Source organism: Paraburkholderia sp. FW306-2-2C-D06C, assembly GCF_058781505.1.
In genome coordinates this window covers 1-25,777 of sequence record NZ_JBYSWU010000075.1, presented here as the reverse complement: position 1 = coordinate 25,777, position 25,777 = coordinate 1, and the positions used below count along the sequence as shown (strand labels likewise).

Annotated in this window: 18 protein-coding genes and 2 pseudogenes; 11 read left to right on the top strand and 9 right to left on the bottom strand. The window is 62.4% G+C overall.

The window, feature by feature from the left end:
• From AC3WLT_RS34560 to AC3WLT_RS34550, 3 genes are all read left to right on the top strand, one after another.
• On the top strand, positions 1-411 hold a 411-nt coding region (locus AC3WLT_RS34560; protein ID WP_492596088.1), incomplete at its 5' end, for a DUF2760 domain-containing protein.
• On the top strand, positions 408-2,285 hold the full coding sequence (locus AC3WLT_RS34555; RefSeq protein ID WP_492596087.1) for an Hsp70 family protein: 1,878 nt from the start codon (positions 408-410) through the stop codon (positions 2,283-2,285). The genes AC3WLT_RS34560 and AC3WLT_RS34555, both read left to right, overlap by 4 nt.
• Complete coding sequence (locus tag AC3WLT_RS34550) at positions 2,282-5,194, top strand: Hsp70 family protein (RefSeq protein WP_492596086.1); 2,913 nt, start codon at positions 2,282-2,284, stop codon at positions 5,192-5,194. The genes AC3WLT_RS34555 and AC3WLT_RS34550 overlap by 4 nt, the downstream gene beginning before the upstream one ends.
• A gap of 272 nt (positions 5,195-5,466) precedes the next feature.
• Here the strand turns inward: AC3WLT_RS34550 and AC3WLT_RS34545 are convergent, their stop codons facing one another.
• The 3 genes from AC3WLT_RS34545 to AC3WLT_RS34535 form a co-directional block, all read right to left on the bottom strand.
• On the bottom strand, positions 5,467-6,213 hold the full coding sequence (locus AC3WLT_RS34545) for a glucose 1-dehydrogenase (protein WP_492596085.1): 747 nt from the start codon (positions 6,211-6,213) through the stop codon (positions 5,467-5,469).
• Positions 6,214-6,476: 263 nt separating this feature from the next.
• Positions 6,477-7,499, bottom strand: a complete 1,023-nt coding sequence (locus tag AC3WLT_RS34540; protein ID WP_492596084.1) for a histone deacetylase family protein — start codon at positions 7,497-7,499, stop codon at positions 6,477-6,479.
• A 17-nt stretch (positions 7,500-7,516) separates the two neighbouring features.
• On the bottom strand, positions 7,517-8,836 hold the full coding sequence (locus tag AC3WLT_RS34535; protein ID WP_492596083.1) for an MFS transporter: 1,320 nt from the start codon (positions 8,834-8,836) through the stop codon (positions 7,517-7,519).
• A 140-nt stretch (positions 8,837-8,976) separates the two neighbouring features.
• Here AC3WLT_RS34535 and AC3WLT_RS34530 point away from each other — a divergent pair, with 140 nt between their 5' ends.
• The 4 genes and pseudogenes from AC3WLT_RS34530 to AC3WLT_RS34515 form a co-directional block, all read left to right on the top strand.
• Complete coding sequence (locus AC3WLT_RS34530) at positions 8,977-9,936, top strand: LysR family transcriptional regulator (RefSeq protein WP_492596089.1); 960 nt, start codon at positions 8,977-8,979, stop codon at positions 9,934-9,936.
• A gap of 209 nt (positions 9,937-10,145) precedes the next feature.
• Complete coding sequence (locus tag AC3WLT_RS34525) at positions 10,146-10,565, top strand: hypothetical protein (RefSeq protein WP_492596082.1); 420 nt, start codon at positions 10,146-10,148, stop codon at positions 10,563-10,565.
• Positions 10,566-10,601: 36 nt separating this feature from the next.
• Positions 10,602-12,356, top strand: a complete 1,755-nt coding sequence (locus AC3WLT_RS34520; RefSeq protein ID WP_492596081.1) for an ABC transporter ATP-binding protein — start codon at positions 10,602-10,604, stop codon at positions 12,354-12,356.
• Positions 12,357-12,484: 128 nt separating this feature from the next.
• Positions 12,485-12,685 (top strand): annotated as a pseudogene (locus AC3WLT_RS34515) (oxidoreductase); the annotation flags it as partial.
• 47 nt (positions 12,686-12,732) lie between these two features.
• Here the strand turns inward: AC3WLT_RS34515 and AC3WLT_RS34510 are convergent.
• Together AC3WLT_RS34510 and AC3WLT_RS34505 are read right to left on the bottom strand one after the other, a co-directional pair.
• Complete coding sequence (locus AC3WLT_RS34510) at positions 12,733-13,065, bottom strand: transposase (RefSeq protein ID WP_492596090.1); 333 nt, start codon at positions 13,063-13,065, stop codon at positions 12,733-12,735.
• Positions 13,066-13,271: 206 nt separating this feature from the next.
• Complete coding sequence (locus tag AC3WLT_RS34505) at positions 13,272-13,484, bottom strand: putative type II toxin-antitoxin system PemK/MazF family toxin (RefSeq protein WP_492596080.1); 213 nt, start codon at positions 13,482-13,484, stop codon at positions 13,272-13,274.
• Between the two features lie 29 nt (positions 13,485-13,513).
• Between AC3WLT_RS34505 and AC3WLT_RS34500 the strand changes: the two genes are divergently transcribed.
• From AC3WLT_RS34500 to AC3WLT_RS34485, 4 genes and pseudogenes are all read left to right on the top strand, one after another.
• The gene (locus AC3WLT_RS34500) at positions 13,514-14,290 is read left to right on the top strand and encodes a hypothetical protein (RefSeq protein ID WP_492596079.1); all 777 of its coding nucleotides are present in this window, start codon (positions 13,514-13,516) and stop codon (positions 14,288-14,290) included.
• 13 nt (positions 14,291-14,303) lie between these two features.
• Positions 14,304-14,720, top strand: a complete 417-nt coding sequence (locus AC3WLT_RS34495; protein WP_492596078.1) for a DUF4279 domain-containing protein — start codon at positions 14,304-14,306, stop codon at positions 14,718-14,720.
• Positions 14,721-15,014: 294 nt separating this feature from the next.
• A pseudogene (locus AC3WLT_RS34490) lies at positions 15,015-15,290 on the top strand (tyrosine-type recombinase/integrase); the annotation flags it as partial.
• Between the two features lie 36 nt (positions 15,291-15,326).
• Positions 15,327-18,665 (top strand): DEAD/DEAH box helicase, encoded by a 3,339-nt coding sequence (locus tag AC3WLT_RS34485; protein WP_492596077.1) that lies wholly within the window; start codon positions 15,327-15,329, stop codon positions 18,663-18,665.
• Positions 18,666-18,709: 44 nt separating this feature from the next.
• Here the strand turns inward: AC3WLT_RS34485 and AC3WLT_RS34480 are convergent, their stop codons facing one another.
• From AC3WLT_RS34480 to nirD, 4 genes are all read right to left on the bottom strand, one after another.
• The gene (locus AC3WLT_RS34480; protein WP_492596076.1) at positions 18,710-19,384 is read right to left on the bottom strand and encodes a type IV pili methyl-accepting chemotaxis transducer N-terminal domain-containing protein; all 675 of its coding nucleotides are present in this window, start codon (positions 19,382-19,384) and stop codon (positions 18,710-18,712) included.
• Positions 19,385-19,470: 86 nt separating this feature from the next.
• Positions 19,471-20,838 carry an MFS transporter gene (locus AC3WLT_RS34475; RefSeq protein WP_492596075.1) on the bottom strand — a complete coding sequence of 456 codons (1,368 nt, stop codon included), beginning with the start codon at positions 20,836-20,838 and terminating at the stop codon, positions 19,471-19,473.
• A gap of 189 nt (positions 20,839-21,027) precedes the next feature.
• Positions 21,028-25,179 (bottom strand): bifunctional nitrate reductase/sulfite reductase flavoprotein subunit alpha, encoded by a 4,152-nt coding sequence (locus AC3WLT_RS34470; protein ID WP_492596074.1) that lies wholly within the window; start codon positions 25,177-25,179, stop codon positions 21,028-21,030.
• A gap of 41 nt (positions 25,180-25,220) precedes the next feature.
• Positions 25,221-25,574 (bottom strand): nitrite reductase small subunit NirD, encoded by a 354-nt coding sequence (gene nirD, locus AC3WLT_RS34465; protein WP_492596073.1) that lies wholly within the window; start codon positions 25,572-25,574, stop codon positions 25,221-25,223.
• Between the last annotated feature and the right edge of the window lie 203 nt (positions 25,575-25,777).

The window sequence follows — 25,777 nt, the reverse complement described above, 5'->3', positions numbered from 1 at the left end:
GCTCCGCAGCCCGCCCCCACGCTGAAAGAAGCGAGCCCGGACGCCGCGCTCCAGCTGCTCGGCCTGCTGCAACGCGACGCGCGCTTCATCGATTTCGTCGAAGAAGACATCAAGGGCTTTAGCGACGCCGACATCGGCGCCGCCGCCCGCCTCGTGCACGACGGCTGTCGCGCGACGCTGCGCGAGCATTTCACGATCCGCCCGGTGCGCGACGAAGCCGAAGGCAGCCGCGTGACGCTGGCCGTTGGCTTCGACGCCACCGCCATCCGTCTGACCGGCAACGTCGTCGGCAAGGCGCCGTTCAACGGCAGCATCAGCCACCGCGGCTGGCGCGTCGACGAAGTGCGTCTGCCGAAGCTGACGGACAGCCACAACGCCCGCGTGATCGCGCCGGCCGAGGTGGAACTATGAGCGACACACGCGACACACTCGACGCACGTTATTCGATCGGCATCGACCTGGGCACCACGCACTGCGCGCTGTCCTATGTCGACTGCAACGCCAGCGACGGCGAGAAGACCAACCAGGGCGTCCTGCCAATCGCGCAACTCACCGGACCGGGCGCGATCGACAACCTCGACCTGCTGCCCTCGTTTCTCTACCTGCCGCATCCGGACGAACTGGCCTCGGGCGACCTTTACCTGCCGTGGACCGGCCAGCGCGAATTCGCGGTCGGCGAGTTCGCGCGCAGCCGCGGCGCGGCCACGCCGATCCGGCTCGTCTCGAGCGCGAAAAGCTGGCTGTGTCATCCGGGCGTCGACCGGCGCGCGGCGATTCTGCCCAACGACGCGCCGCCTGAAGTCGCGCGCGTGTCGCCGCTCGAAAGCTCGGTGCGTTACCTGACGCATCTGCGCGAAGCGTGGGACCACGCGCATCCCGACGCGCCGTTCAGCCAGCAGGACATCACGGTGACGATCCCAGCGTCGTTCGATCCGGCCGCGCGCGAACTGACCGCCGAAGCCGCCGAGGCCGCCGGCTACGGCCGCATGACGCTGCTCGAAGAACCGCAGGCCGCCTTGTATAGCTGGATTCAGAAGAGCGGCGGGCAGTGGCGCAAGCAGGTCAAAGTCGGCGACATCATCCTGGTGGCGGACGTCGGCGGCGGCACCACCGACCTCTCGCTGATCGCCGTGATCGAGCGCGAAGGCAACCTCGAACTGCATCGCGTCGCGGTCGGCGAACACATTCTGCTCGGCGGCGACAACATGGATCTCGCGCTCGCTCACGTGGTCGCGCGCAAGCTCGCAGCGCTTGGCACCCAGGCCGACGCGTGGCAACTGCGCGCCCTCACCTACGCGTGCCGCGCCGCCAAGGAAACGCTGCTCAGCGATCCGGCGACCGACACCGTGCCGCTCGTCGTGCCGAGCCGCGGTTCGAAGCTGATCGGCGGTTCGATCCGCACGGAGCTGACGCGCGCCGAGTTGACCCAGACGATCCTCGAAGGCTTCTTCCCGCAAGTGGACAGCGCGGCGCGTCCGGTAAGCCGTACGCGTGCGGGTCTGACGCAACTCGGCCTGCCGTATGCGCAGGACGCCGGCATTACGCGGCATCTCGCGGCGTTCCTCGGCCGCCAGGTGGGCGCGTTGGCCGAACTCGAAGGCTTGCGCGAGATGGGCGCCGGCGGTACGGCGGAAGGCGCGAGCTTCCTGCATCCCACCGCGGTGCTGTTCAACGGCGGCGTGTTCAAGTCGCCGTTGCTGGTGGAGCGCATCCTCGGCACGCTCAACGGCTGGCTCGCGGCTGAAGGCGCGGCGCCGGCGCGCCTGCTCGAAGGCGCGGATCTCGATCTCGCCGTCGCGCGCGGCGCCGCGTATTACGGCTATGTGCGGCGTGGCAAGGGCGTGCGCATTCGCGGCGGCACGGCGCGCGCGTACTACATCGCGATCGAATCGGCGATGCCCGCCGTGCCCGGCCTCGAGCCGCCCATCCAGGCGCTGTGCGTCGCGCCGTTCGGCATGGAAGAAGGCACCGAAGCCGAGTTGCCGGCCCAGGAATTCGGCCTCGTGGTCGGCGAGCCGGTGCATTTCCGCTTCTTCGGTTCATCGGTGCGCCGCCAGGATCAGGTCGGCACGCTGCTCGACTTCTGGGGGCCCGAGGAGTTGCAGGAACTGGAGGAGATAGAGGCGTCGCTGCCGGCCGCCGGCCGTACCGCCGGTGAAGTCGTGCCGGTGAAACTGCATGCGCGTGTCACCGAAGCCGGCACGCTCGAACTGGAAGCCGTGCCGCGCGGCACGGACGAGCGCTGGAAAGTCGAGTTCGACGTGCGCGGCAACGCCAATGCATGACCGCGATGAAGCGCTACAGCGTCGGGATTGATCTCGGCACGAGCAACACGGTGCTTGCCTATGCCGAGGTGGGCAGCGCGGACATTCGCGTCTTCGAGATCGATCAGCTGGTGAGTCCCGGCGAGGTCGCCGCGCGCCCGTTGCTGCCGTCGGTGCGGTATCACGCGGCGCCGGGCGAGCTGAGCGCGGGCGATCTGCAATTGCCGTGGAGCGACGCCAAGGCGGCAAGCGCGGCGAGCGGCGCGGCGAACGCGCCGGACCGTACCGGCACGGAAGAGCAGCCGGTCGTGGTCGGCCGGCTCGCGCGCACGCTCGGCGGCCAGGTGCCGGGCCGGCTGGTGGCGAGCGCGAAGAGCTGGCTGTCGCACGCGTCGGTCGACCGGATCGCGCCGATCCTGCCGTGGGGCGCCGCCGCCGAGGTCCGCAAGGTCTCGCCGGTCGAAGCCAGCGCGAGCTATCTGGCGCACGTGCGCGCGGCCTGGAATCAGCGCTTTCCGGATGCCCGGCTCGAAGATCAGGACGTCGTGCTCACCGTGCCCGCTTCTTTCGACGAAGGCGCGCGAGCGCTGACGGTGGAAGCGGCGCGGCTCGCCGGCCTGCCCGCGTTGCGGTTGCTGGAAGAGCCGCAGGCGGCGTTCTACGACTGGCTGTTTCATCATCGCGAGAACCTGTCGAAGGAACTGGCGGACACCCGGCTCGTGTTGATCTGCGACGTCGGCGGCGGCACCACCGACCTCACGCTGATCGAAGTGCGAAACGTGCAAGCGCGCGACGGCGAGCCTGAATTGACGCGCATTGGCGTGGGCAACCATCTGATGCTCGGCGGCGACAATATGGATCTCGCGCTCGCGCATCTCGTCGAGGCGCGCTTGCCTCACGCCGGCAGCGAGCGCACGCGTTTATCGGCGGCCAGCCTGTCGCAACTGGTCGAGCGGTGCCGCGGGGCGAAAGAGCAACTGCTCGGCCGGGAAGCGCCCGATTCGGCTTCCATTACGCTGCTCGGCGCCGGGGCGAAGCTGATCGGCGGCGCGCGTACCGCGCAGGTGACGCGCGCCGAGGTCGAGCAGATCATCGTCGACGGTTTTTTTCCGGCGGTGGCGCCAAACGAACGGCCGGGGCGTCCGCGCGGCGCGATCGTCGAGTTCGGCCTGCCCTATGCCACCGATGCGGCAATCACGCGGCATATCGCGGCGTTCCTGAGCCGCTTCGCCGCGCAGTCGCGCAAAGCGCTGGGTCTGTCTTTTACCGGCAATAGCGAGCATGACGCGACGGACGACGGCCCTTTGCCGGTGCCCGACACGCTGTTGCTGAACGGCGGCGTGTTCCGTGCCGAAGCGTTGACGCAACGTCTCGCCAGCACTCTGGGCGACTGGCGCGGCGAGCCCCTCAACGTCCTGCATAACGACAATCCCGATGTGGCCGTCGCTCGTGGCGCGGTGGCTTTTGCCCTCGCCCGCGCCGGTCAGGCGCCGAAAATCGGCGGCGGCTCGCCACGCAGCTACTTTCTCGTGCTCGACGAAACCGGCGCAGGCAATGGCAAGGATGGTGGCGAGCAGAACGATGAAGCGTCGCCGCGAGGCATCTGCCTGCTGCCGCGCGGCACGGAAGAAGGCCACGAGATTCTGATCGAGGACCGCACCTTTGCGCTGCGCCTCGGGCATCCGGTGCGTTTCCACCTGGTCTCATCGATCGCGGATACGGAATATCGGCCAGGCGAACTCGCCGATCTCGCGGGCGGCGACTTCGTTCGTCTGCCGCCGATCGCGACGATCGTCCAGCCGCGCGGAAACAGCAACGCGCGCGAAACGCCGGTGCAGATCGCTACGTCGCTGACTGAAGTCGGCACGCTGGACGTGCACTGCATCGAGATCGACAACCCCGCGCAGCGCTGGCTGCTCGAATTCCAGCTGCGCCGTGACGACGCGCAGGTGCGGTTGTCAGCCGATCCCGCACAGACTCCGCATGCGGCGCTCGGTGAAGCGATCGAACAGATCGACCGCACCTTCGGCGCGCGCTCGCAGGACGTCGGCCCGAAGGAAGTGAAACGGCTGCGCGCGCAACTCGAACAACTGCTCGGACCGCGCGAAAGCTGGAACAGCGCGCTGCTGCGCGAACTGTTCGGCGCGCTGTGGGAACGCGCGCGCCGCCGGCGGCGTTCGGCGGATCACGAGCGCCTGTGGCTGAATCTCGCCGGCTACTGCGTGCGGCCGGGTTTCGGCTACCCGCTCGACGAATGGCGCGTCGAGCAACTCTGGTCGCTCTTCGACGACGGCATTCAGTACGTGAACGAGAGCCAGGTCTGGTCGGAATGGTGGACGCTGTGGCGCCGCGCGGCGGGCGGCCTCGACGAGAGCGCGCAGCTGCGCGTGCTCGACGCGATGGCGTATCTGCAAAAGGCCGCTCAATCGCGTCACAAGCTGCCGTTCGATGTGTCGAAAACGGGCTTCACGGATATGCTCCGCTTGAGCGCGTCGCTCGAACGCATTCCCGTCGCGCGCAAGATCGAACTCGGCGAGTCCGTGCTGGCGCGCTTGAAGAAACCCACTGAAAACCATCAGAGCTGGTGGGCGGTCGGCCGCATCGGTGCACGGCGGCCGTTCTACGGCAGCGCGCATAGCGTCGTGCCGCCCGAAGTGGCTGCGCAATGGCTGAACGCGATCCTCGCGCTCGACTGGAAGAAGGTCGACCCCGCCGCGTTTGCCGCCGTGCAGATCGCCCGCATGACCGGCGACCGTTCGCGCGATCTGTCCGAGGCGTTGCGCAACACGGTCGTGCGCAGGCTCGAAGCGGCCAACGCGCCGCGCGCGTGGATCACCATGGTCGGCGAAACGGTGGAGCTCGATAACGCGGACGAAGGTCGTGTGTTCGGCGAGTCGTTGCCCGCGGGATTGAAGCTGATTGCGAGTTGAGGGTGGCGTGGGCGGCGCCAGCGAACGATATCGATCGCGCCGCCCTCTTCCGACCGGCGTTCTGGTAAGCGAAAGTCATGCTCACTTCGCAACCGCGCTAACCGGTCCCCGGCATCGTCCATATGCTGGATTTCATGGTGCGCCCCGCCATCGAACGAGGCGAACTGGTGCCGATACTCACAGACTGGCGCCCCGAACCACTCGAGTCTCGACAAACGCGCCTATCGGCGCCGCCTTGCCAGAGGCAAACAAACGCCTCCGCACAAAACTGCTTAACGCGCTCCGCCGCCGGCGAGCAGGCTCTCGCCGGTTATCCAGCGCGCGTCGTCCGAGGCGAGAAATACGGCGACGCCCGCGATATCGTCAGGCTGCCCGATACGGCCGAGCGGAGTCTGGCTGACCGCCCACGTCTCGAAGTCGGAACCGACAAAGCCTGCGCTATGCGTGCCTTCTGTTGCAACCATGCCCGGATTCACCGAGTTGACGCGAATCTTCCGCGGTCCGAGTTCACGGGCTAGCACGCCGGTGATGCCGTCCACCGCGGCCTTCGTGCCGGTATAGACCGCGCTGCCCGCCGGCGTGATGCGGCTGACCAGCGAGCCGATGTTGATGATGCTGCCGCCTTCGCCGAGATGTTTCGCCGCCGCCTGCGTGACCAGCAGCAGACCCAGCACGTTCACATTGAAGTGTCTATGGAAGTGCTCTTCGGTGATGGCTTCGATCGGCGCGAACTCGTACACGCCGGAATTGTTGACGAGGATGTCGAGGCGGCCATACGTTTCGACCGCTGCATCGATGATGCCTTGCGCGTCCGCGGCTTTCGACACATCGCCCGCCACGGCAACCGCCTTGCCGCCCGCCGCGGCGATGGCGTCGACCACCGCGTCCGCGCCGGCCTTGCTGGACGCATAGTTGACCACCACCGACGCGCCTTGCGCCGCGAGGGCCTTGGCGATAGCAGCGCCGATACCTTTCGATGCGCCTGTCACAACCGCGACTTTACCTGCGAGTTTGCTCATGATCGTCTCCTTTGAGGTGGGGTTTGCGCCGACGCGCTGCCGCGAAGATTCGCGGGGCTGGCTTCGATGAAGCAGCAGATGCAGCGGCGCTGTCACAGCAGACACTGTAGGCAGGTAAGCCGGTGGGATAAAGCGGCTCAGAACGAATAGTTACGTCGGGTCAGGCGAACAATCGGATTTTGTTTGAAGCGGTGAATGGGTTATGGGGCGAGTGGGTTGCGGCGCCCCCTGCCCGTGTCGCTATCCCCTTCACGCCAGCTTCTTTACCGGCTGGACGTCAAGCCGCCGAAGAACGCTTGCGCGTTCGCGTCGAGCGTCTCGACGTGATATCCGCCTTCCTGCACGATGAGCGTGGGCAGCTTCAACGCACCGAGCTTGCCGCCGAGCTTGCCGAAGCCTTCGGTTGTGACGGCCACCATCGATTGCGGATCGTCTTTGTAGATGTCGAAGCCAAGCGCAATCACCAGCGCGTCAGGCTGAAAACGCGCCACCACGCGCAGCGCCGTATCCAGTTGCTCGAAAAACACTTCTTCCGATGAGCCGTGCGGCATCGGCAGATTGACGTTGTAGCCCTCGCCTTGCCCAACGCCGCGTTCGTCTTCGAAGCCCGCCACCACTGGATAGAAATTGGTCGGGTCGCCGTGGATCGACACATACAGCACGTCGTCGCGGCCGTAGAAAATCTCCTGAATGCCCTGGCCGTGATGCATGTCGGTGTCCAGTATCGCGACGCGTCCGTATTTGCGCCGCAACGCCTGCGCCGCCACAGCAGCATTGTTCAGATAGCAGAAACCGCCGGCCGCCTCTGCGCGCGCATGATGGCCGGGCGGCCGGCACAATGCGTACGCTTCGCCTGCGCCGTCGAGGATCGCGTGCGCGCCGGCGAGCGCGCTTTGCGCGGACCAGTACGCGGATTCGTAGGTATGCGCGCCGACCGGGCAACTGCCGTCGGCGAGATAGCGCGCGGCTTGCGCGAGGATGCCGCGCAGCGGATTGTTCTCGCGGATATACACGTTCGACATCACTTCGTCGCCCCATTCCGCGGGGACCTTTTTCCATTCGCGATGCGCTTCTTCGAGGAAGCGCAGATAGTTCATCCCGTGCACTTCAGCGAGCGGCGCCGTGCCGAAATCCGCCGGTTCGCGCACGTCGAAGCCGAGCGTTCGGGCGGCTTCGACAAGCCGCAACGCACGCTCCGGCACTTCCTGCGGCGTGCGCATCTGGCCACGCGACAAATAACTGCGCGGATGGTGCTTCAACTGTGCGGGATGAAAAAACGTCTGCATGTTCCGGTTCCTTTCAATCAGCGTGCAGGCAGTGCCTCGGGTGCCTCAGGTGCATCCGCGCGACGGTGTTTGAGCGCATCCAGCGCGACGATGCAAAGCAGCGAAATACCTGCAAGGCAAGTGTAAAACACCGCAAGCGGCCACCATTGCCCGATGAACTTGTGCGCGAGCCACGTGCCCGCAAGCGGCGTCAGGCCGCCGGCAAGCGCGCCGCACACCTGGTACGAAAGCGAAATCGCGGAATAGCGCACACGCACCGGAAACACGCCGCTGACAAAACCCGCGATCACCGAATAGAAGCTCGCCATACACACCACGGCGATCGCGATACCGGCGATCATCGACATGCGATGACCGCTTTGCACCAGTGTGAACATCGGATACGGCGAGAGCATCGCGCCCAGCGCGGCGAGCTTCAGGAAACGCGCGCCACCGAGCCTTTCAGCGAGCCACGCGGCCAGCGGCTGCGACAGGAACTGGATGATCGCGACCGCGAACAGGCAATCGAGAATCAGCGACTTCGACACGCCGACGTATTGCGTCGTGTACGAGATCATGAAGGTATTGGTGAAGTACACGCCCGCGATCCCGATCGTGTTCGCACCGATGCAGAACGCCACCAGCGCGCCGGACGAACGGAACACTTCGGCGATCGGCAGCTCGACGGTACGCCGCGCCGCTTTCTCGCGCTCGAATTCCGGCGACTCGTTCACGCCGAGGCGAATGAAGATGCCGACCGCGAGCAGCACCGCGCTCGCCAGAAACGGCAGGCGCCAGCCATACGAAATGAAGTCGTCGTGCGGCATCGACGTCACCGCGCGAAACGCGATCAGCGAGAGGATCAGCCCAGCCGGGCTGCCGAGTTGCGCGAACGACGCGAAGAAAGTACGCCGCCCTTGCGGCGCATGTTCGCCGGCCATCAGCACCGCCCCGCCCCATTCGCCGCCCACCGCCACGCCCTGCACCACGCGCAGCAACACCAGCAGCACCGGCGCGAGCATGCCGACCTTGGTATAAGCCGGCAGCAAGCCGACGCACACAGTCGCCACGCCCATCATCATCAACGTGGTCATTAGCGCTTTCTTGCGGCCGAGGCGGTCGCCGAGGTGGCCGAAGATCACGCCGCCGAGCGGCCGCGCGAAGAAACCGACTGCGAACGTCGCAAACGACGCCATCGTGCTGACGAACGGGTCGTGCGATGGAAAGTACAACTCGCCGAACACCAGCGCGGCAGCGGTCGCATAAATGTAAAAGTCGTACCACTCGATCATCGTGCCGATGAACGCGGCGCTTGCCGCTCGCACGGGCTGACGGGTGGCGGTGGATGAAGCAGTCATGGCGGCTCCTCAGTCGCGATTTCCGGAAATCGGGGCATCCGGTGAGGGGTTTTATCGCCAGCCATTAAGCATTAGTCAAATTTCGGATTATTATCTCGACTATAAATATCGCTAATATCTAAGGTGATTTCATGACGCAACTGCGCGCGGACGTCACGCGTTTTCTGAACGACCGGCTCGACTGGAATCTGCTGCGCACCTTCCTCGTCATCATGCAGGAGCGCAGCGTCAGCCGCGCCGCGGCCCGCTTGCACCTGACGCAGCCGGCGGTCAGCCAGGCGCTCAAGCGGCTGGAAGACACGCTCGAGCGCACGCTGATCCAACGGCGCGGGCCGCACTTCGAACCGACCCGCGCCGGCGAGGAGGTCTACCGGATCGCCAGCGATATTTACGGCCATATGTCGCGCCTCGAAACCGAGCTCGACGACCGCAGCGACGACATCACCGGTTCGATCCGCCTGCTGACGGTGAGCCGGATCGATTCGGGCGTCTACGACGAATTCCTCGCCGAATTCCACAAGACCTATCCGCGTGTCGACTTGCAGATCGAGGTGATGCGCTCGTCGGACATCATCTCGTCGCTCCTGCAGAAGACCGCCACCGCCGGTCTCGGCCTGTGCCGCACACCCGTTGACAAACTGGAACAACGCTGCTTTCTGCGCCAACGCTATGCGCTTTATTGCGGGCGCCATCATCGGCTGTTCGGGCGACACGCGCTGTCGGTCGATCAGTTGCTCGCGGAGAATTTCGTATCGTTTACCAGCGACCAGATCGGCGACAGTCTGTCGCCGCTCACCGTGTTCCGCGATCAACGCGGTTTCACCGGGCGCATCGTGGCAGCCTCGCCGAGCCTCGATGAAGTGCGGCGGCTGATCTTCGCCGGTTATGGCATCGGCTGCCTGCCCGAGCACATCGTGCGGGACGATCTTGCGCAGCAGCGCCTGTGGCGCCTGCCGCCGGAAGAAGGTCTAGTCGACGTCGATATCGACCTGCTGTGGCTTCGTTCGCGCAAAATGAATGCGGCCGAGCAGGCATTTCTCGACGGCATGGAGCGCACGATGCAACGTTACGCTCTGCCCGAGCGGCTCGCGCCACGTTGAAATCTGCACCGCCAGGCTCGCCGGAACCGCTAAAGCCCCTATCGTCTCCAGAACGCCCGACCACACGATAAAGCCCTCCGTTCGTTGTCCGCCACGTCAGTTCTCAAACGCTCAGTTAGATGATTCCGCATAGCCGCTGTTCGTAGCACTGGTAAGCTCTATCCAGCCTTGCCGCCAAACGCGGCGACGGGCTACCAGTGCGATGCACCGTGTTTCCCAACACCACCGCAACATCTGCCGGCCGCGTTCGCGTGAGCCAGCCCGCCGAAGCAAGCACGCCACTCGCAAGCAACCATAGGCAAGCAATTGTCATAAAAAGTCTCAAAATTCTCGCCGGCATTTGTGCATTCATCGTTCTTGCATCGGTCATCGCTACCACCCGTCTGCCAAGTGTGCCGGCAGTCCAGCCATGCATGCAAGAGTGGTTTTCATACTTGGACAAAAACTATTTCGACATTTCATCAGTCTGCTCCGGAAGAGTCGCGCGCAACCTGAAGATCAATGCGGACACTCTAACGAGTAGCATTGAGCGCAGCGGAATGCTATCCCTTTCAATGGATATAAAAAATATCTTGAATTTGTACAAGCTTGAAAGCTTTGTTGGTGGGTATTCAAAATATCTTAAATGACGAAATGTCAGACTCGGGTGGAGTTGCAGATAAATCATGAAGAAATGGCTGGAGCTCTTTAGGTTCATGCGGGATGAACTCGATGCACGTGAAAAAATCCGATTTGCGTACGTGATTATCGTCACAGTGGCATCGTCTGTACTGACCGCGATTTCACCGGTCATACTCTCTGCGCTGACCGATCAACTTGTAGCGTTGCCGACGATAAAAGCGGCGTTTCCGATCAGTATGCTTGCCTTGACAGTTGCCTACCTTGCATGCATTGGCATCAATCGACTCTCCAGCACCATATCGATGTACCTCCAGAGCATGTTGAGGATAGGTGTTGTCACCCTCCTTTCGACGAAGTATTTTCTCTATCTCTACCGGCAAGATGCAAGCTTCTTCTCACACAGAAACTCAGGTGAGCTGAGCCATGAAATCAATCAGGCAAACAATGATTTTTATCTTGTTATAAGAAATTTTGTGTTTAATGTTACGTCTCCGCTGATACAGCTGTGTTCTGCGTTTTTTGTATTAGTGCATTCCGGGAGCAGCATCATCGCACTAGCATTCTTGGTTTACGCGCTGCTTTTCATTTTAAATAACGTATTGCAGACAAAAAAACTGACTGCACTCAAAAATGACGTTATGGAGGCCGGGCGGAGGTCCTACTCTACGCTAGTGGATTCGATCGTGAATCTGTCTGTCATTCGGCAATATGGGACGCATGCCTATCTCGCGTCTCGATATAGAAACGTCCTGGATGCAGACAGGAAAGTGCAACTACGTTACTGGGGCACGAATATTACGATGCTCGCTGTCAATGCAGTTCTGTTCGTTGGGCTTTTTTCTTTCTCGTTTCTCTGGGTCCTGCGCGGCGTTCTGGACGGACACGTTTCGCTCGGACACTTTGTCATGGTCGCATCATATATCATCATGCTGACGGCACCCATAGAGAGTCTTGGCAATGTGTTCAGCGAAATGAATCAGTCTTTGTTTACGTTGTCTGGCTTTGTTCGAAAAATCAAGATCGCAAGCCCGCTTGACAAGAAGGTTGACGTATTGAATCGATGTTCTCCCATCATTGAAATCCACAATATCAGTCTCTCCTACCCTGGCCAGAATACCGCGGCACTCAAAGCGGTTTCCATGGACATCGAGGCTGGACAGAAAATCGTCTGGACGGGTGAAAGTGGAGCGGGGAAAAGTTCCCTCATTAAAATATTAACCGGGCAGTATCGGCCTGATTCTGGGTGCGTGAAAATCTTCGGAAAAAATATTATAGACGTCACGCAGGCGTCACTGTGTTCGATCGTTGGATTGGTGGCGCAGGATGCGTTGATCTTCAAGGATACGTTGCGCTTTAATATGCTTGTTGCAAACCCTGATGCATCTGATGAAGAAGTCAATGGAGCACTCGGAAAGGCGGGGCTGGCAAGCTTTCTGGATCAGTTACCAGGTGGACTGGATGCCACGCTTGGCGATCGTGGCGCAACGCTCTCTGGGGGGCAGAAGCAGCGGATTTCGCTTGCCAGGGTTTTTCTGAGAAAACCTGAAATTTTAATCGTCGATGAAGGCACATCCTCTCTGGATGTGCTAACCGAGCGAACCGTGATTGAGAACATCATGGAGGTTTTTGGCGAAAAAACGATTATTATGGTTAGTCATCGCGCCAGCACCATGAGCTTTGCTGACAGAATATTTGTTTTCCATCAAGGCGAAATTGTTGATCAGGGCAGCAAGGAGCGCCTGTACACGAATAATCGCTATTTCACAGATATCGTAAATCTATCTGCGCTCGATTTGTAAATATATCAATGTATTGAGGATCCGGTAGATATTTGCCGCACCTGCACGCTCTTTCCGTCTGCCAACTGACCGACAGCTGGGCAACGCGTCAGCCGCTGATCTGCATGCGCGATCCGAGCGCGATGCCGCGTCTGGACGGCAACCCCTTCGACCAGTACGAGCCCGGCGCGCATATCGACGTGACCGGACCCTCGGGCGTCACGCGCCAATATTCACTGTGCGGCGATCCGGATCAGCGTGAAACGCATCTGTTCGCCGTCAAGCGCGAAGACGCGTCGCGCGGCGGCTCGCGCTCGCTGCATGACGACGTCACAGTGGGCAGCGAATTGGGTTCTAAGCCGGAACCCCAGAAAATTCCGTCCCCCCAACTCTATCTTCAACCTGCAAGTTTCTCGATACGCTCGGCAAGGCGTCCGAACGCTTCATTCACATACTCCAATGCTCTGGGTTCGGCGCCCAGCGCACGTAGAGCGCTTTTGAAGCTTTCCAGATCGGAAAGCCATTGCCGATGCAGCTTGTCCATCTCGTCGACTTGAGGCTGAAAGGCTTGCAGGTTGCCGCTTCCAGGAAACGCCTGATAGCCGCGCTCAAGTGTTGCCGCCGTTGTCAGCAATTGAGTCGCCAGTTGCTTGTGCTGTTCGGGAAGCTGCGCCATGCCGTCATAGGGCCGCGATGCCTTGTTGCGTTCAGCTTCGAACGCCTCTTCCATGATGACGGCGTAGCGGTAAAACCCGGGGAATTCGTTGGACAGTGCAATGAGTTGATCGTCGGATGTTCCGACTCAGATCCTGTGCAAATCGGGCACGTATCCCATCATACAATTGATGATGGCAGGTGCATCGCTGACGTCTTGGGTAGAAAGCTGTTGCATGTGCTGATCGATCTTCGCTGCCAGTCGGCGAAATTCAATTATGCTCATGCTTTGCCTACTCGAAAAGCGTGGCGAGCAGCCAGGTCGATCACGCGCGGCGAATCGCAACGAAAGACGCCGGTGGTCTTGATGCCGGTCACGACCACGGCGAAACCCAGGCGATCGGCAAACTCGCCGCCGTTGGTGATTAAAGCTGTTGCTGGATGCATTTTGCAATGCTCCCCGTGATATCGGGTTCTCAGTTGACCGGCATCCATCAAACGATCGTTTTCTGGACGGACAGTGAATGGCGACAGAATTGAAAACAGACTCGTGGCACCGCTACATGCTGTATCGCAGCGACGAACGATACATGACCTTCAAGCTCGACGACGAACGGCGCAAGGCGGCTGACGCGGGAAAGAAATTCACGGCGTCGGCCTATGCCGATGTGTGGGCGAAAGATGCCGGGCTGGTGCAACGCGTGCGTCAGTTCCTTGGTGAAAACTTCCACTGGCACGACCGTCTGGCGAAGTCTGGCTCTGACCTCGATGTCGTGCAGACGCTGCACGACATGGTGCACGGCTGCAGCATCGTTGTCATTCCGGAAGAGCCGCGCTGCAGCGGTGGTAGCGTCGGAGTCAGCGCGCCCGCTCGCAAAAAGACGTTTCACGAGCAGGTGATGGAAAAGATGGGATTGTCGGCCGAGGCAGCGTGGGACTACATCGATTGGTACAACGCGACGGTGCAGCGTCTGGATGAGTCCGAAGCCGCGCGCAAGGCGTTGTCTGCGTCAGTGGCCAGCGTGCCCGATACAACGGACGTCTCGACGCTGCTGGGCGATGCGCAGCCGTTCGAGTACACGCCGGATGCCGTACGCGGCGACGTAGAAAAATTGGCGGCGTCAACGAACAATCCCAACTACGCAGCCAAGATGCTTGGGTATGATCGCGACACTTTCGGCGACATGACTCATGCGATGAAGTTTGAAAATAAGCTACGAGGGGACGACAACGTTATCTGGCATGACAACGGAGACGTCCATTTCAATGGAAAGCTAATAGATAACATGCACAACTATTAACGACAGAGCCGATATGAATTCTCATCAGCTTGCGCACGCGTCCTTCACAGTATCCGGCGATCTTGTGTCGCCGGATTTCTGGACGAGATATTTCAATGTTGCACCGGACGTAGCAATCACCAAGGGGGACCCAATCGTCGACCCTACCGGCCAAGGTCGGATTTTGGCAAGACAGACAGGTGTATGGGGTGTGCGAAGCAAATCGGCCGTTCGCAGTGACCTGCTTGAGCCACATCTGCGATACCTGGTCGAGCATCTTGCGCTTCCTCGATCGGATCTCCGTGAATTGGTTGAGCGCGCCGGCGCAGAGATGCGTTTCTTCTGTTACTGGGACAATGAGACCGGCGACCGCGTGCCTGATGTGCCGGACGACATACGGTCGATGATGGAATCCCTCGGTGGCGTCATCGAGATTGACGAATACAAATAAGCAAAACACCCCGGCTGCGATCTCGCGCTCGATTTGTCGCTTCAACTCGGCGCGTGGGCGCAGCGTAGATATAGGCCGCGCCCACGATCTCGCGCACCTCATCTCGCTCGCCCGGTACGGCCGCCCGCGATCATGGAATGCAGGTCGGAGCGGTTGAATGCAGGCTCAGTTACAGATAATCCGGGTTCGCGCCCACCGTCAGTTGCAGTTAATGCTGGGCAGAAATTGCGTCGATTGCAGGTCACTGCATATAGCGCGTGTCGGCTGGCAAGGCCCCGGAAAAATTGCCAATGAATATTCCGACGCGCGGCTGATGCGCTCGAGCCCAGCGATCCGGTCGGCGCAGCAACACTTCATCCCGCGTCGACCCACTGGCTGCGCCATAGTGCGGCGTCGCATCAGGCCGATGCCGGCACCGATCTGCGCTTCATCCAGAGAAACCTGCGGCATGCATCGATCGAGACGACCGGCATCTATCTGCATGCCGAGGATGATCGCCGCCATGCACAGACAACTCACGTGCCGTCCGCGCAGGAAACCAATGTGCCGTCCGGCAACCGCCCCGCGTAAAATGCCCCTCGCGTCGTCAACCCGAATCCATCAGCAATGTCCGTCTTCTACAATCGCAAGCAAATCACGGATTGGTTAGGTTCCCATACGGTAGCCAAAGCACGTGAGTACGCCCACGCTGTCTCCGAGGTGCGCTGGCGAAGCGCCGACACCCTGAGTGGCCAGGTGCAAGGCACGCGGACCCGTCCGTATGACGTGAGGGCGTATTTTCACGATATCGACGATCAGCGCGACATGTGGGTTGAAGGCGAATGTACGTGTCCGGTCGGCGTCGACTGCAAACACGTGGCCGCGCTGCTCGTCGCAAACCTCGAAAACATGCCGGAGCCGCAACCCGGTGTGCGCCCCGAACTGGTCAGCTGGCTCGAAGGTTTCCGCACGCGGCGCACGGCCGCTCGCCCCGCCGGCAAAAAATCAACCGATGCCAGATCCACACATGCGCTCGCCTACGTGCTTTCATGGACGTATCACCGGCACCCCGAAGTCCAGCTCTACAAGGCGCGCCGGAGTATCGACGGCGCAATCCGGGCCATCGACGACTCGTGGAGCAATGTGGAGGCCGCGCTCGTCAAGCCGCCGAAATTTGTGGCCGAGGAGGATCTGGCGATCCTGCGCGGACTGTGGCTCGGCCGTACTAGCGAGGATTACGGGCGTTTTGTACTGCGCGGCGGGACGGGTGCTGCGGTCCTGCAAAAGCTGGTCGATACCGGTCGCGCTTTTGCCGCGCCCGTCGCGAACATCACGCCTGCCGCGTTGCGCCCCGGGCCAGCGCGTCGCGGGCAGGTCGAGTGGGAGCCGCAGCCCGATGAGCGTCTGCGGCCCGTCCTGCGGACTGATCCGCCCGCCACGATGGTGTTTGCTACCGAACCACTCTGGTACGTCGATGCAGATTCGGGAGAAGCCGGGGCGGTGGAATTGCCGTGGTCAACGCTGGATCTCGCCGATTACCTGTCGATGCCGCCCATTTCGCTCGCTGAGGCACCGCTGGTCGGCGCCGTGCTGCGCGAGATCGCGCCGGAGCTACCGTTGCCGCCCGCGCACGATGCGTCCGCAGTCCGCGTGATCGATACCGAACCCGTGCCGGTGCTGTCGCTCAACACGCTGCCCACCTATACGTCCGGCTGGGCACCACGATTGCAGACAGGCGTGCTGGATTTCGCGACCGTCAGCTTCGACTATGACGGAGTCAGACTTGATGCGAATGACGGCGCGACGTTGCACAGAACCGCGCGTGGAGAAGTCGTCCAGCTCAGGCGCAACGCCGAAACAGAAAGACTGCGACTGGGCGAGATGAGCCGGGCCGGGCTCGTCAGGATTCCAGCGAATCGTGCATCTGGCCCGCTTCCGTTCCCGGCTGCCATGCTGGGTCTGAAAAACGCTGATGGCTGGCCTGATTTCATGCAGGGGACGTTGCCCTCCCTTCGTCAAAAGGGCTGGCACGTGGTCATGGCCGATGCGTTTCGTTTCAACGTGATCGAGATCGCTGCGATCGACGGCACGTTACATCAGGCGGGCGACGGCTGGTTCAATGTCGAGATGGGCATCACGGTCGACAATCGCACGGTGCGCCTCGAGCCGTTGCTGGCCGAGCTGTTCCGGCGCGACCGGCGCTGGCTTGCTGGCGCACTCGAAACTATTCGTGATGACGAACCGATCGAACTCAAGACTGACCGGGGTGAACGCCTGCGTCTGCGCGCCGGTCGGCTCAAGCCGGTCGTACGTGTGCTGGTTGACCTGTTCGATACGGTCGGCGACGGCTCCCTGCGTATTTCAGAACTGGACGCGGGCCGGCTCGATGCGTTGAACAATACGGGCCGCTGGCAATTCCATGGCGACACGTCGATCCGCCAACTGGCGCAACGCCTGCAGGCTGCCCCCGGTTTGACCGAGGCGCGTGTGCCAGATGGATTGCAGGCCGAGCTACGTGTGTACCAGCATCAGGGGCTGAGCTGGATGCAGTTCCTGCGCGAACACAACCTCTCGGGTGTGCTGGCCGACGACATGGGACTCGGTAAAACCGTGCAGACGCTCGCCCATGTGCTGGCGGAGAAGGAAGCCGGCCGCCTTGACCGGCCCGCGCTGATCGTCGTGCCAACCACGCTGGTGCACAACTGGCGCGAGGAAGCGCAGCGCTTCGCGCCCGACCTGAAGGTGCTGGATCTGAATGGACCTGAACGCAGGGACCGCTTCGACCAGATCGGGGACCACGATCTCATCCTGACGACTTACGCGTTGCTGTGGCGCGACCAGGAAGTCCTTGCACAGCATGACTATCACCTGCTGATCCTCGACGAGGCGCAGTACGTCAAGAACGCCACCACCAAAGCGGCGGCGACCATCCGCGAACTGCGCGCGCGACATCGCCTGTGTCTCACCGGCACGCCGCTCGAGAATCACCTCGGCGAGTTGTGGTCGCAATTCGATTTCCTGCTGCCGGGATTCCTCGGCAGTCAGAAAGATTTTACGAAGCGCTGGCGCACCCCGATCGAGAAAGGCGGCGACACCGTGCGGCGTGATCTGCTCGCGCGCCGCATCCGCCCCTTCATGCTGCGCCGGCGCAAGGACGAGGTCGCGAAAGAACTCCCGCCGAAGACCACGATCGTACGCACCGTCGACCTCGAAGGCGCGCAGCGCGACCTGTACGAAACGGTGCGCGCTGCGATGCACGAAAAAGTCCGGGCCGCCGTCACCGCCCAAGGACTCGCGCGCAGTCACATCATCGTGCTCGAAGCGTTGCTCAAGCTGCGGCAGGTCTGTTGTGATCCACGCCTTGTCAAACTGGAGAAAGCCTCCCGCGTCAAGGAATCAGCCAAACTCGACCTGCTGCTCGCCATGCTGCCGGAACTGATCGATGAAGGCCGCCGCGTGCTGCTGTTCTCGCAGTTCACCGGCATGCTGGCGCTGATCGCCGACGCACTGGAGAAGGCCGCCATCCCGTACGTCATCCTCACCGGTGACACTACCGATCGCGTGACGCCCGTGCAGCGCTTCCAGCAGGGCGAAGTGCCCCTCTTCCTGATCAGCCTGAAGGCCGGCGGCGTCGGTCTGAACCTGACCGCGGCCGACACCGTGATCCACTACGATCCGTGGTGGAACCCCGCCGCGGAAAATCAGGCCGCCGACCGCGCGCATCGTCTCGGTCAGGACAAACCGGTGTTCGTCTACAAGCTGATCGCCGCCGGCAGTATCGAGGAAAAGATCGTCGCCCTGCAGGAAAAAAAGGCCCTGCTGGCAGACAGCATCCTGTCCGAGGATACCGCCGGCGCCGTCAAGTTCTCGGCCGATGACCTCGTAGCGCTGTTCGAGCCCATTCCGGTCGCGACTCCCGTCTCACCGGCAGCGAAATCGCGACCTCGCACCCGGACCGGAACGTAGGGCAAAATAGCCAATCACGCAGTCAACAATGCCGCACTACGGCTTCACCCCCCCGAAGTCTTCGTGACGAACGCACCCACCACGGCTTCCAGTTCACGCGTGATGGAGGTCATCACACCGGCCACCACCGCGAACTCGCGGCCGGTCACATTCGCGCGGCTCGCCACGATCTGACCGTTGAACGACACGATATGCGCTTCCTTCGCAATCGCCTTGATCCGGTCGATCAGATCCTGCTGGCCTTTTTTCTGCGCCCGCGCAATCCGCCGGCTTTCCTGTTCATACACGGCAGTCACGCCATGCAGATGTGTCAGCAACGGATCGACCGTTTCGATTAACGCCCTCAACGCCTCATCCGCGCGCGGTGACGAGCGCTCGATCGCCTCGAGCGCCATTGACGCCAGCGCGATAAAGTCCGCGATCTTCTTCGCGACATTGTCTCTGCCGTGAAAAGCGTCGCGGATCGCCGGCGAAAAAAGTCCGGGCAAACCGTCGCGGCCTTCTACGAGCATCTCGTGGCTGTCCGCGAACGTGCGCAACGTATCGCGTGCAACGGCGAGCGCGCCGTCGAACTGCTGGAACGCCAGCATCGCCTTCAGCACGATACGCTGGGAAAGCATGCGTTGACGCCCGGCCGTGTTGATCAACGAGCTCAATACCTCGCTGGAGACGTCCGCTTCGGACGACGGCACTTGAACCGGTTCTCTCGTGATGCTCATGTTTGTTCTTATGATTCGATTAGCCCCCGGTCGCGCGCCGGGCGACCTGTGAAAGCAGTCGCACAGCGCGGATATCGAGGTTTGCCTTACTCCGTTGCGTGCACGTGAATCGCGCTGGTCTGCATCGACCACGCCATCCACGGACGGCGCAACGCCACGATCGCAAGGAACGCACAAGCGGCCAGCGCGCCGAAGGTCGCAAAGCCCATCTGATAGCTGCCCGTGCTTTCCTTCGCGATGCCCATCACGACCGGCAGATAGAACCCGCCGATGCCGCCCGCCGCGCCCACGATGCCCGACATCAGCCCGGTGCGCCCCGCCCAGCGATGCGGCACCAGTTGGAACGTCGCGCCATTGCCCAGACCGAACGCCACGTACAGCAACAACAGCAGCGCGATCCCGCCGGTAAGCGACGGCATGGCGGCGGCAAACACGAAGTCGGCCAGCGAAATGACGGCGAGCAGGAACGTTAGCGCGCGCACGCCGGACACCTTGTCGGCGATCAGCCCGCCGAGCGGCCGCACGATCGCGCCGGTCGCTGCAAGCAGCGCCATGAACAGACCTGCATCGATCTTCGACAGCTGATACAGGTTGGTCAGCAGCAGCGCCACGTACGACGACATGCCGACAAAGCCGCCAAACGTAATGCTGTACACCAGCATGATGACCCACGTGTCACGCTCGGCCAGCACCGAACGATAACGCTGCGGCAGCACCGCGATCGCCAGCAGCGCGCCGATCACCGGCAACAGCAGTACGCCGCTCTTGCCGGAGCCGAACATGCCTGCTTCGATCAGCATCACGAGCACGATCAGACCAGCAAGCGTCACCGCGAAACTGCCGAACGCGCGCAGCACGCTGCCCGATTTCAAACCGGAGTCGTTGGCCCAGAAGTACAGCGTGATAGCCGCAATCGCGAGCAACGGCAGTGCGCCGCCGGTCGCCACCTGCCAGCCAAAATGGGTTGCCAGCTGCGGGAACAGGAAGCCGTCCAGCACCGCGCCGATGTTGCCGGCCGCGGCCAGACCCAGCACCAGCCCCTGCACTTTCGGCGGATAGTTGCTGCCTGCCATCGGCAGCGCCACCGAGAAGCTCGCACCGCCCACGCCGAGAAACACGCCGAGCACCAGCAGCAGCGTGTACGACGGCGGGAACGGCAACAGCGGCAGCACGATCGTCGGCAAGGCAGACAACAACACGCCCATCAGCGCGATCCGCTTGCCATGCGCCGATTGATACAGATTGCCGAGCGTCACGCGCAGAATCGCCGCCGACAGCACCGGCACCGCGACCAGCAAACCCTGCTGCGCCGGCGTCATCGCAATGCTCTTGCTGATGAACGGCGCGAGCGGTCCGTACAGCACCCAGACGGTGAAGCCCGTGTCGAAATAGAGGAAACACGCCACTAGCGCGCGCCAGTCCCCGCTTTTAAGGGAGCTCATCACGTTTTTCATTAGACATCCTCAAATGTACTGATTGTTCGCTTACCGGCCACGCTGCGCACCGGAATGGTCGCGATGTTGAAATCCGGTGTGGTCATGCAACGTCCATGCCATCCGGAACCGTCTTTTGAAACTTTCCTGCCTACTCTGTGAAACCTGAAACCGCGGCTTTTTCGGTGCCTTTTTCGGTGCGCCGAATAATCAATAAACGTCGCGCGCGTAGCGCTTTTCCTGCGCGAGGCGGCTCACGTACTCGAGCGCCTTGTCATCGCTCATGCCGCCGTGCCGGGCGACCACCTCCTTTAGCGCCGCGTCGACATCCCTGGCCATCCGGTTGGCGTCGCCGCAGACGTAGAAATGTGCACCGTCTTCGAGCCATGCCCACAGTTGCGCACCCTGCTCGCGCATGCGGTCCTGCACGTAGATCTTTTCCGCCTGATCGCGCGAGAACGCGACATCCAGCCGGGTCAGCACACCGCTGTCGCGCAGCGCTTCGAGTTCGTCGCGATAGTAGAAATCGGTGGCCGCATGCTGCTCGCCGAAGAACAGCCAGTTGCGCCCCTTGTCGCCACGCGCACGCCGCTCGTGCAGAAAGCTGCGGAACGGTGCAACGCCGGTGCCGGGGCCGACCATGATCATCGGCGTGTCAGAAGCGTGAGGAGGACGAAAGTGCGCGGACTTCTGCACGAACACCGGTACGTTCACCTCGCCGGCGCGGTCTGCGAGAAACGTCGACGAGACGCCCTTGCGATTGCGCCGGCCATTGCTATAGCGCACCGCGGAAACAGTCAGATGGACTTCACCCGGATGCGCCTTCGGGCTCGATGCGATCGAATAGAGACGCGGCTGCAAACGCTTGAGCATGCCGGTCAATTCGGCGGCCGTCAGGTCCACCGGAAATTCATGCAGCACGTCGGCGAGCTGCTGTCCCCATAGCCATTGTTTGAGGTCGGCTTTGCGCTCAGGCGTCAGCAGATCGCGCAACGCGCCGTTGCGGCTGCGCGACGCGATGAACGCGAGCGCGTCCGGGTTCGGACGGGCGATTTCGTAGTGCTTGCCGAGCGCGTCGGCGAGGCGCATTTCGCCCGCGCCGGAGACGTTCACGGCGGCGTCCGCGCTCAGGCCGCTCAGGTCGATCAATTCGTCCACCAGTTCGGAGCAATTGCTCGGCCATACGCCCAACGCATCGCCGGCTTCGTATTCGAGGCCCGAGTCGCCGGTGCTCAGCGAGAAGTAGCGCGTGTCCTTGGCGGTGCCCTGCTTGTTCAATTGCAGGTTCTTCACCAGCCGCGATGCGGCCGGACGCGTTTTGGTCGGCATGAGGCCCGGCACCACGGCGTTGACCATGCCGTCGCGCGGCACCGCATGCAGCGCGGCATCTTCTTCCTTGATGCGGACGATGATCCGTTCGAGCCACGCGTCGGCGATCTCCTGGTACTCGCTATCGCAGTCGGTGCGATCGAGCAGACGCAGCGCGCCCTGGGCCGTGAGGCGTTCATCCAGGTGGCGGCCGTGGCCGCAGAACTGGTCGTAGTTGCGGTCGCCGAGCGCGAGCACGGCGTAGCGCACGCCGTCGAGGCGAGGCGCGGCTTCGCTCGCCAGTTGGGTCCAGAAGCTTTGCGCGTTATCCGGCGGATCGCCGTCGCCGAAAGTGCTCGTCATCAGCAGCACGTATTGCGCTTTGGCGAGCGCCGAGGCCGGATAGTCCGCCATGCATGACGTGCGGATCTCGAAGCCCGACTCCATCAGACGCGTGGCGTAACGCTCGGTGAGCGATTCGGTATTGCCGGTTTGCGAGGCCCACAGCAAGGTCACTTTGGGCCGCGCACGCACGATGCGTACGGCGGACGAAGGCGCCGCGTCGCCCGCTCCGCTGCGGCTATAGAGACCGCCGAGCAAACCGTCCACGTAGAGGCGCGTCGCCGCATCGACCGGTGCGCCGTGCGGCAGGACCGGCACGCTGCCGATACCCCGTGCTTCAGCCGAGCGCAGGCCGCTGATAAAACCAGCCAGATACGCACGCTCGGTCTCGTTGAACGAAGGCGGCGGTGTCTGTGGAAGCTGCAACAGACTGCTGAGTGCATCGATACGGGGCATGTCCAGTTCCTCGGCGCTCGCCGGCGCTGCGCTTGCCGATGCGCCGGCAGCATCGGCGAGCGTTTCGTCATGGGTGTCGAATGGGGTCGGCGCGATGGTGTCGAGCGCAACCGGGCTCAGCGCGACCGCGCAGAACTTGAGTTCGGGCTGCTGCGAGACCGGATCGATTGCATCGCTCGTCACGGCGTTGATGCACAGGTCGTCGCCGAATACGTCGTTCCAGTGCATCGGCGCGAAGCAGCTGCCTGCGCTCACCCGTTCGGTGACGACCGCCGGCAACACCGCACGGCCGCGTCGCGAGCGAATCTCGACCGGGTCTTTGGGCTTGATGCCGAGCGCGGTGGCGTCTTCGGGATGAATCTCGACGAACGGTCCCGGGTTCAGCTTGTTGAGCATCGCGACCTTGCCGGTCTTGGTCATCGTGTGCCATTGATGCTGCACGCGCCCGGTGTTCAACACGATCGGAAATTCCGCATCGGGTAATTCGGCCGGCGCCGCGTAAGCGCGCGCGAAAAACACAGCCTTGCCGCTTGCGGTCGGAAATACGAGCCGCGGACGGCTGCCGTCGGGCAACGCCTTCAGCGTTTGGCTGATGCCGTCGTTGATATAGCGAACCGGATTGCGCCCGGCAGAATCCTCTGATGCAAGCGGCCATTGCAGCGGCGTTTCCTTCAGACGGCGGTGGCTCGCGCCGCGCAAGTCGTAGCCGGTTTTCGGATTCGACACACGGGTGATTTCCGCGAAAACTTCTTCGGCGCTCGTGTAGCTGAACGCATCGGCGAAACCCATTTCGCAAGCGATGCGCGCGATGATCTGCCAGTCCGGCAACGCGGCGCCCGGCGGCTCGATGCCCTTTTGCATCAGCGTCAGGTTGCGCTCGGAGTTGATCATCACGCCTTCGGCTTCGGCCCACAGCGCGCCGGGCAACAGCACGTCGGCGTAACGGTTGGTCTCGGTGTCGAGGAAGGCGTCCTGGGCGATCACCAGTTCCGCCGCCTGCAATCCGGCGATCGCGTTTTGGCGGTTGGCGACGCTCGCCACCGGATTAGTGCAGATGATCCAGCATGCCTTGATCTCGCCCGCGGCCATGCGCGCGAACATGTCGATCGTGCCGTTGCCGGCCTCGGGCTTCAGCGTGCCTTTCGAAATGCCCCACAGGTCTTCGATAAACGCACGGTCTTCTTCCACCAGCACCGAACGCTGGCCCGGCAAACCCGGTCCCATGTAGCCCATTTCGCGGCCGCCCATCGCATTCGGCTGGCCCGTCAGCGAAAACGGTCCGCTGCCGCGGCGGCAGATCTTGCCCGTGGCCAGATGCAGATTGCAGATCGCGTTCGTGTGCCACGTGCCGTGCGTGCTCTGATTGAGGCCCATGGTCCAGCAGCTCATCCACTCGGGCGCTTCACCGATCATGGCCGCCGCTTGACGGATGTCCGCTTCGGCCAGACCCGTGATCTCCGCGACGCTGGCCGGCGTGTAGCCGGCGAGAAACGCGGGCATCTCGTCCCAGCCTTCGGTGGCTTCGGCGATAAATTCGGCATCCGTATGACCGTTCCGATGCAGCAGATGCAGCAGGCCGTTGAGCAACGCGAGGTCGGTGCCCGGTTTGATCTGCATGAACAGATCGGCCTTGTCGGCGGTGGTGTTGCGGCGCGGATCGACGACGATCAGTTTCGCGCCCGCCTTCACACGATCCATCATCCGCAGGAACAGAATCGGGTGACAGTCGGCCATATTCGCGCCGATCACGAAGAACAGATCGGCGTGGTCGATATCGTCGTACGATCCAGGCGGGCCATCCGCGCCAAGCGAGAGCTTGTAGCCGCTGCCCGCGCTCGCCATGCACAGCCGCGAATTCGATTCGATGTTGCTGGTGCCGACAAAACCCTTTGCGAGCTTGTTGACGAGGTACTGCGCCTCGATCGACATTTGCCCTGACACATAGAACGACAGCGCGTCCGGCCCGTATTCGTCGAGCAGGCCGCGCAAGCGCGACGCCGTGTTGCTGATCGCCTGCGCCATCGGCAGCGGCGCCGGGTCCTGATCGCGTGCGTGGCGCACGAACGCGCCTTCCAGCCGTCCCGACTTGCGCAACGCGACGTGCGCCGACTGGCCCTTCGTGCACAGCCGTCCGAAGTTGGCCGGATGCTCCTTGTCGCCGGAAATCTTGACGACCTGGCCGTCCTCGACGTGCAGCACCATGCCGCAGCCAACGCCGCAGTAAGGACACACGGTTTTTACGCTATTGCTCGCCATGTCGCGTGAAGCCGTTCGAAGAAGATGGAAAAATCAGCGGCTCAGACCGCGACCCACACCTGGCCGTTTTCAACCCGCGCGGCGAACGCGCTGACTGAATACGCCGGTGTCTCAAGGCACTCGCCGGTGCGCAGATCGAAATGATGCTTGTAGATCGGCGAGGCCACCACGATGCGCTCACCAAGACTGCCGATCAGCCCGCGCGAGAGCACCGCCGCCTGCGAACCCGGATCGAAGTTGTCGATCGCGAACACGCGGTTGTTCGTGCCGCCTTCGCTCACGTGAAATACCGCCACCTGTTCGCCATTGACGAGCGCGCAGACGCCCGTGTTGGGAACGATGTCGTCGAGCGCACACACGGGCATCCAGGATTGCGGAAGTCGATCGTTGTTCATGGCGGAAGTCCTCGGTGAATGGCGCAAAAAAATCAAACGGTCTCGACAACCACAGGAATCGCGGCCAGCTTCGCTTGCCGCTCGGCCGGCGTCGCGGGCCGGATCTGGCCGCGTTCCTCGACGAAAGTGACGTTACTGTCGGCCTGCTCGCTGTTGACGAAATGACGGAAGCGCTTGCGTGTTTCGGGATCGGTGACGGCCTT

What these genes read in the sequence shown, in the direction of transcription:
- AC3WLT_RS34545 (WP_492596085.1), bottom strand. Translation starts at nt 6,213, where the DNA reads ATGAGCAAACTCGCAGGTAAAGTCGCGGTTGTGACAGGCGCATCGAAA.
- AC3WLT_RS34495 (WP_492596078.1), top strand. Translation starts at nt 14,304, where the DNA reads ATGAATTCTCATCAGCTTGCGCACGCGTCCTTCACAGTATCCGGCGAT.
- AC3WLT_RS34470 (WP_492596074.1), bottom strand. Translation starts at nt 25,179, where the DNA reads ATGGCGAGCAATAGCGTAAAAACCGTGTGTCCTTACTGCGGCGTTGGC.
- AC3WLT_RS34480 (WP_492596076.1), bottom strand. Translation starts at nt 19,384, where the DNA reads ATGAGCATCACGAGAGAACCGGTTCAAGTGCCGTCGTCCGAAGCGGAC.
- AC3WLT_RS34535 (WP_492596083.1), bottom strand. Translation starts at nt 8,836, where the DNA reads ATGACTGCTTCATCCACCGCCACCCGTCAGCCCGTGCGAGCGGCAAGC.
- AC3WLT_RS34475 (WP_492596075.1), bottom strand. Translation starts at nt 20,838, where the DNA reads ATGAAAAACGTGATGAGCTCCCTTAAAAGCGGGGACTGGCGCGCGCTA.
- AC3WLT_RS34555 (WP_492596087.1), top strand. Translation starts at nt 408, where the DNA reads ATGAGCGACACACGCGACACACTCGACGCACGTTATTCGATCGGCATC.
- AC3WLT_RS34520 (WP_492596081.1), top strand. Translation starts at nt 10,602, where the DNA reads ATGAAGAAATGGCTGGAGCTCTTTAGGTTCATGCGGGATGAACTCGAT.
- AC3WLT_RS34505 (WP_492596080.1), bottom strand. Translation starts at nt 13,484, where the DNA reads ATGGATGCCGGTCAACTGAGAACCCGATATCACGGGGAGCATTGCAAA.
- nirD (WP_492596073.1), bottom strand. Translation starts at nt 25,574, where the DNA reads ATGAACAACGATCGACTTCCGCAATCCTGGATGCCCGTGTGTGCGCTC.
- AC3WLT_RS34500 (WP_492596079.1), top strand. Translation starts at nt 13,514, where the DNA reads ATGGCGACAGAATTGAAAACAGACTCGTGGCACCGCTACATGCTGTAT.
- AC3WLT_RS34485 (WP_492596077.1), top strand. Translation starts at nt 15,327, where the DNA reads ATGTCCGTCTTCTACAATCGCAAGCAAATCACGGATTGGTTAGGTTCC.
- AC3WLT_RS34510 (WP_492596090.1), bottom strand. Translation starts at nt 13,065, where the DNA reads ATGGAAGAGGCGTTCGAAGCTGAACGCAACAAGGCATCGCGGCCCTAT.
- AC3WLT_RS34550 (WP_492596086.1), top strand. Translation starts at nt 2,282, where the DNA reads ATGACCGCGATGAAGCGCTACAGCGTCGGGATTGATCTCGGCACGAGC.
- AC3WLT_RS34540 (WP_492596084.1), bottom strand. Translation starts at nt 7,499, where the DNA reads ATGCAGACGTTTTTTCATCCCGCACAGTTGAAGCACCATCCGCGCAGT.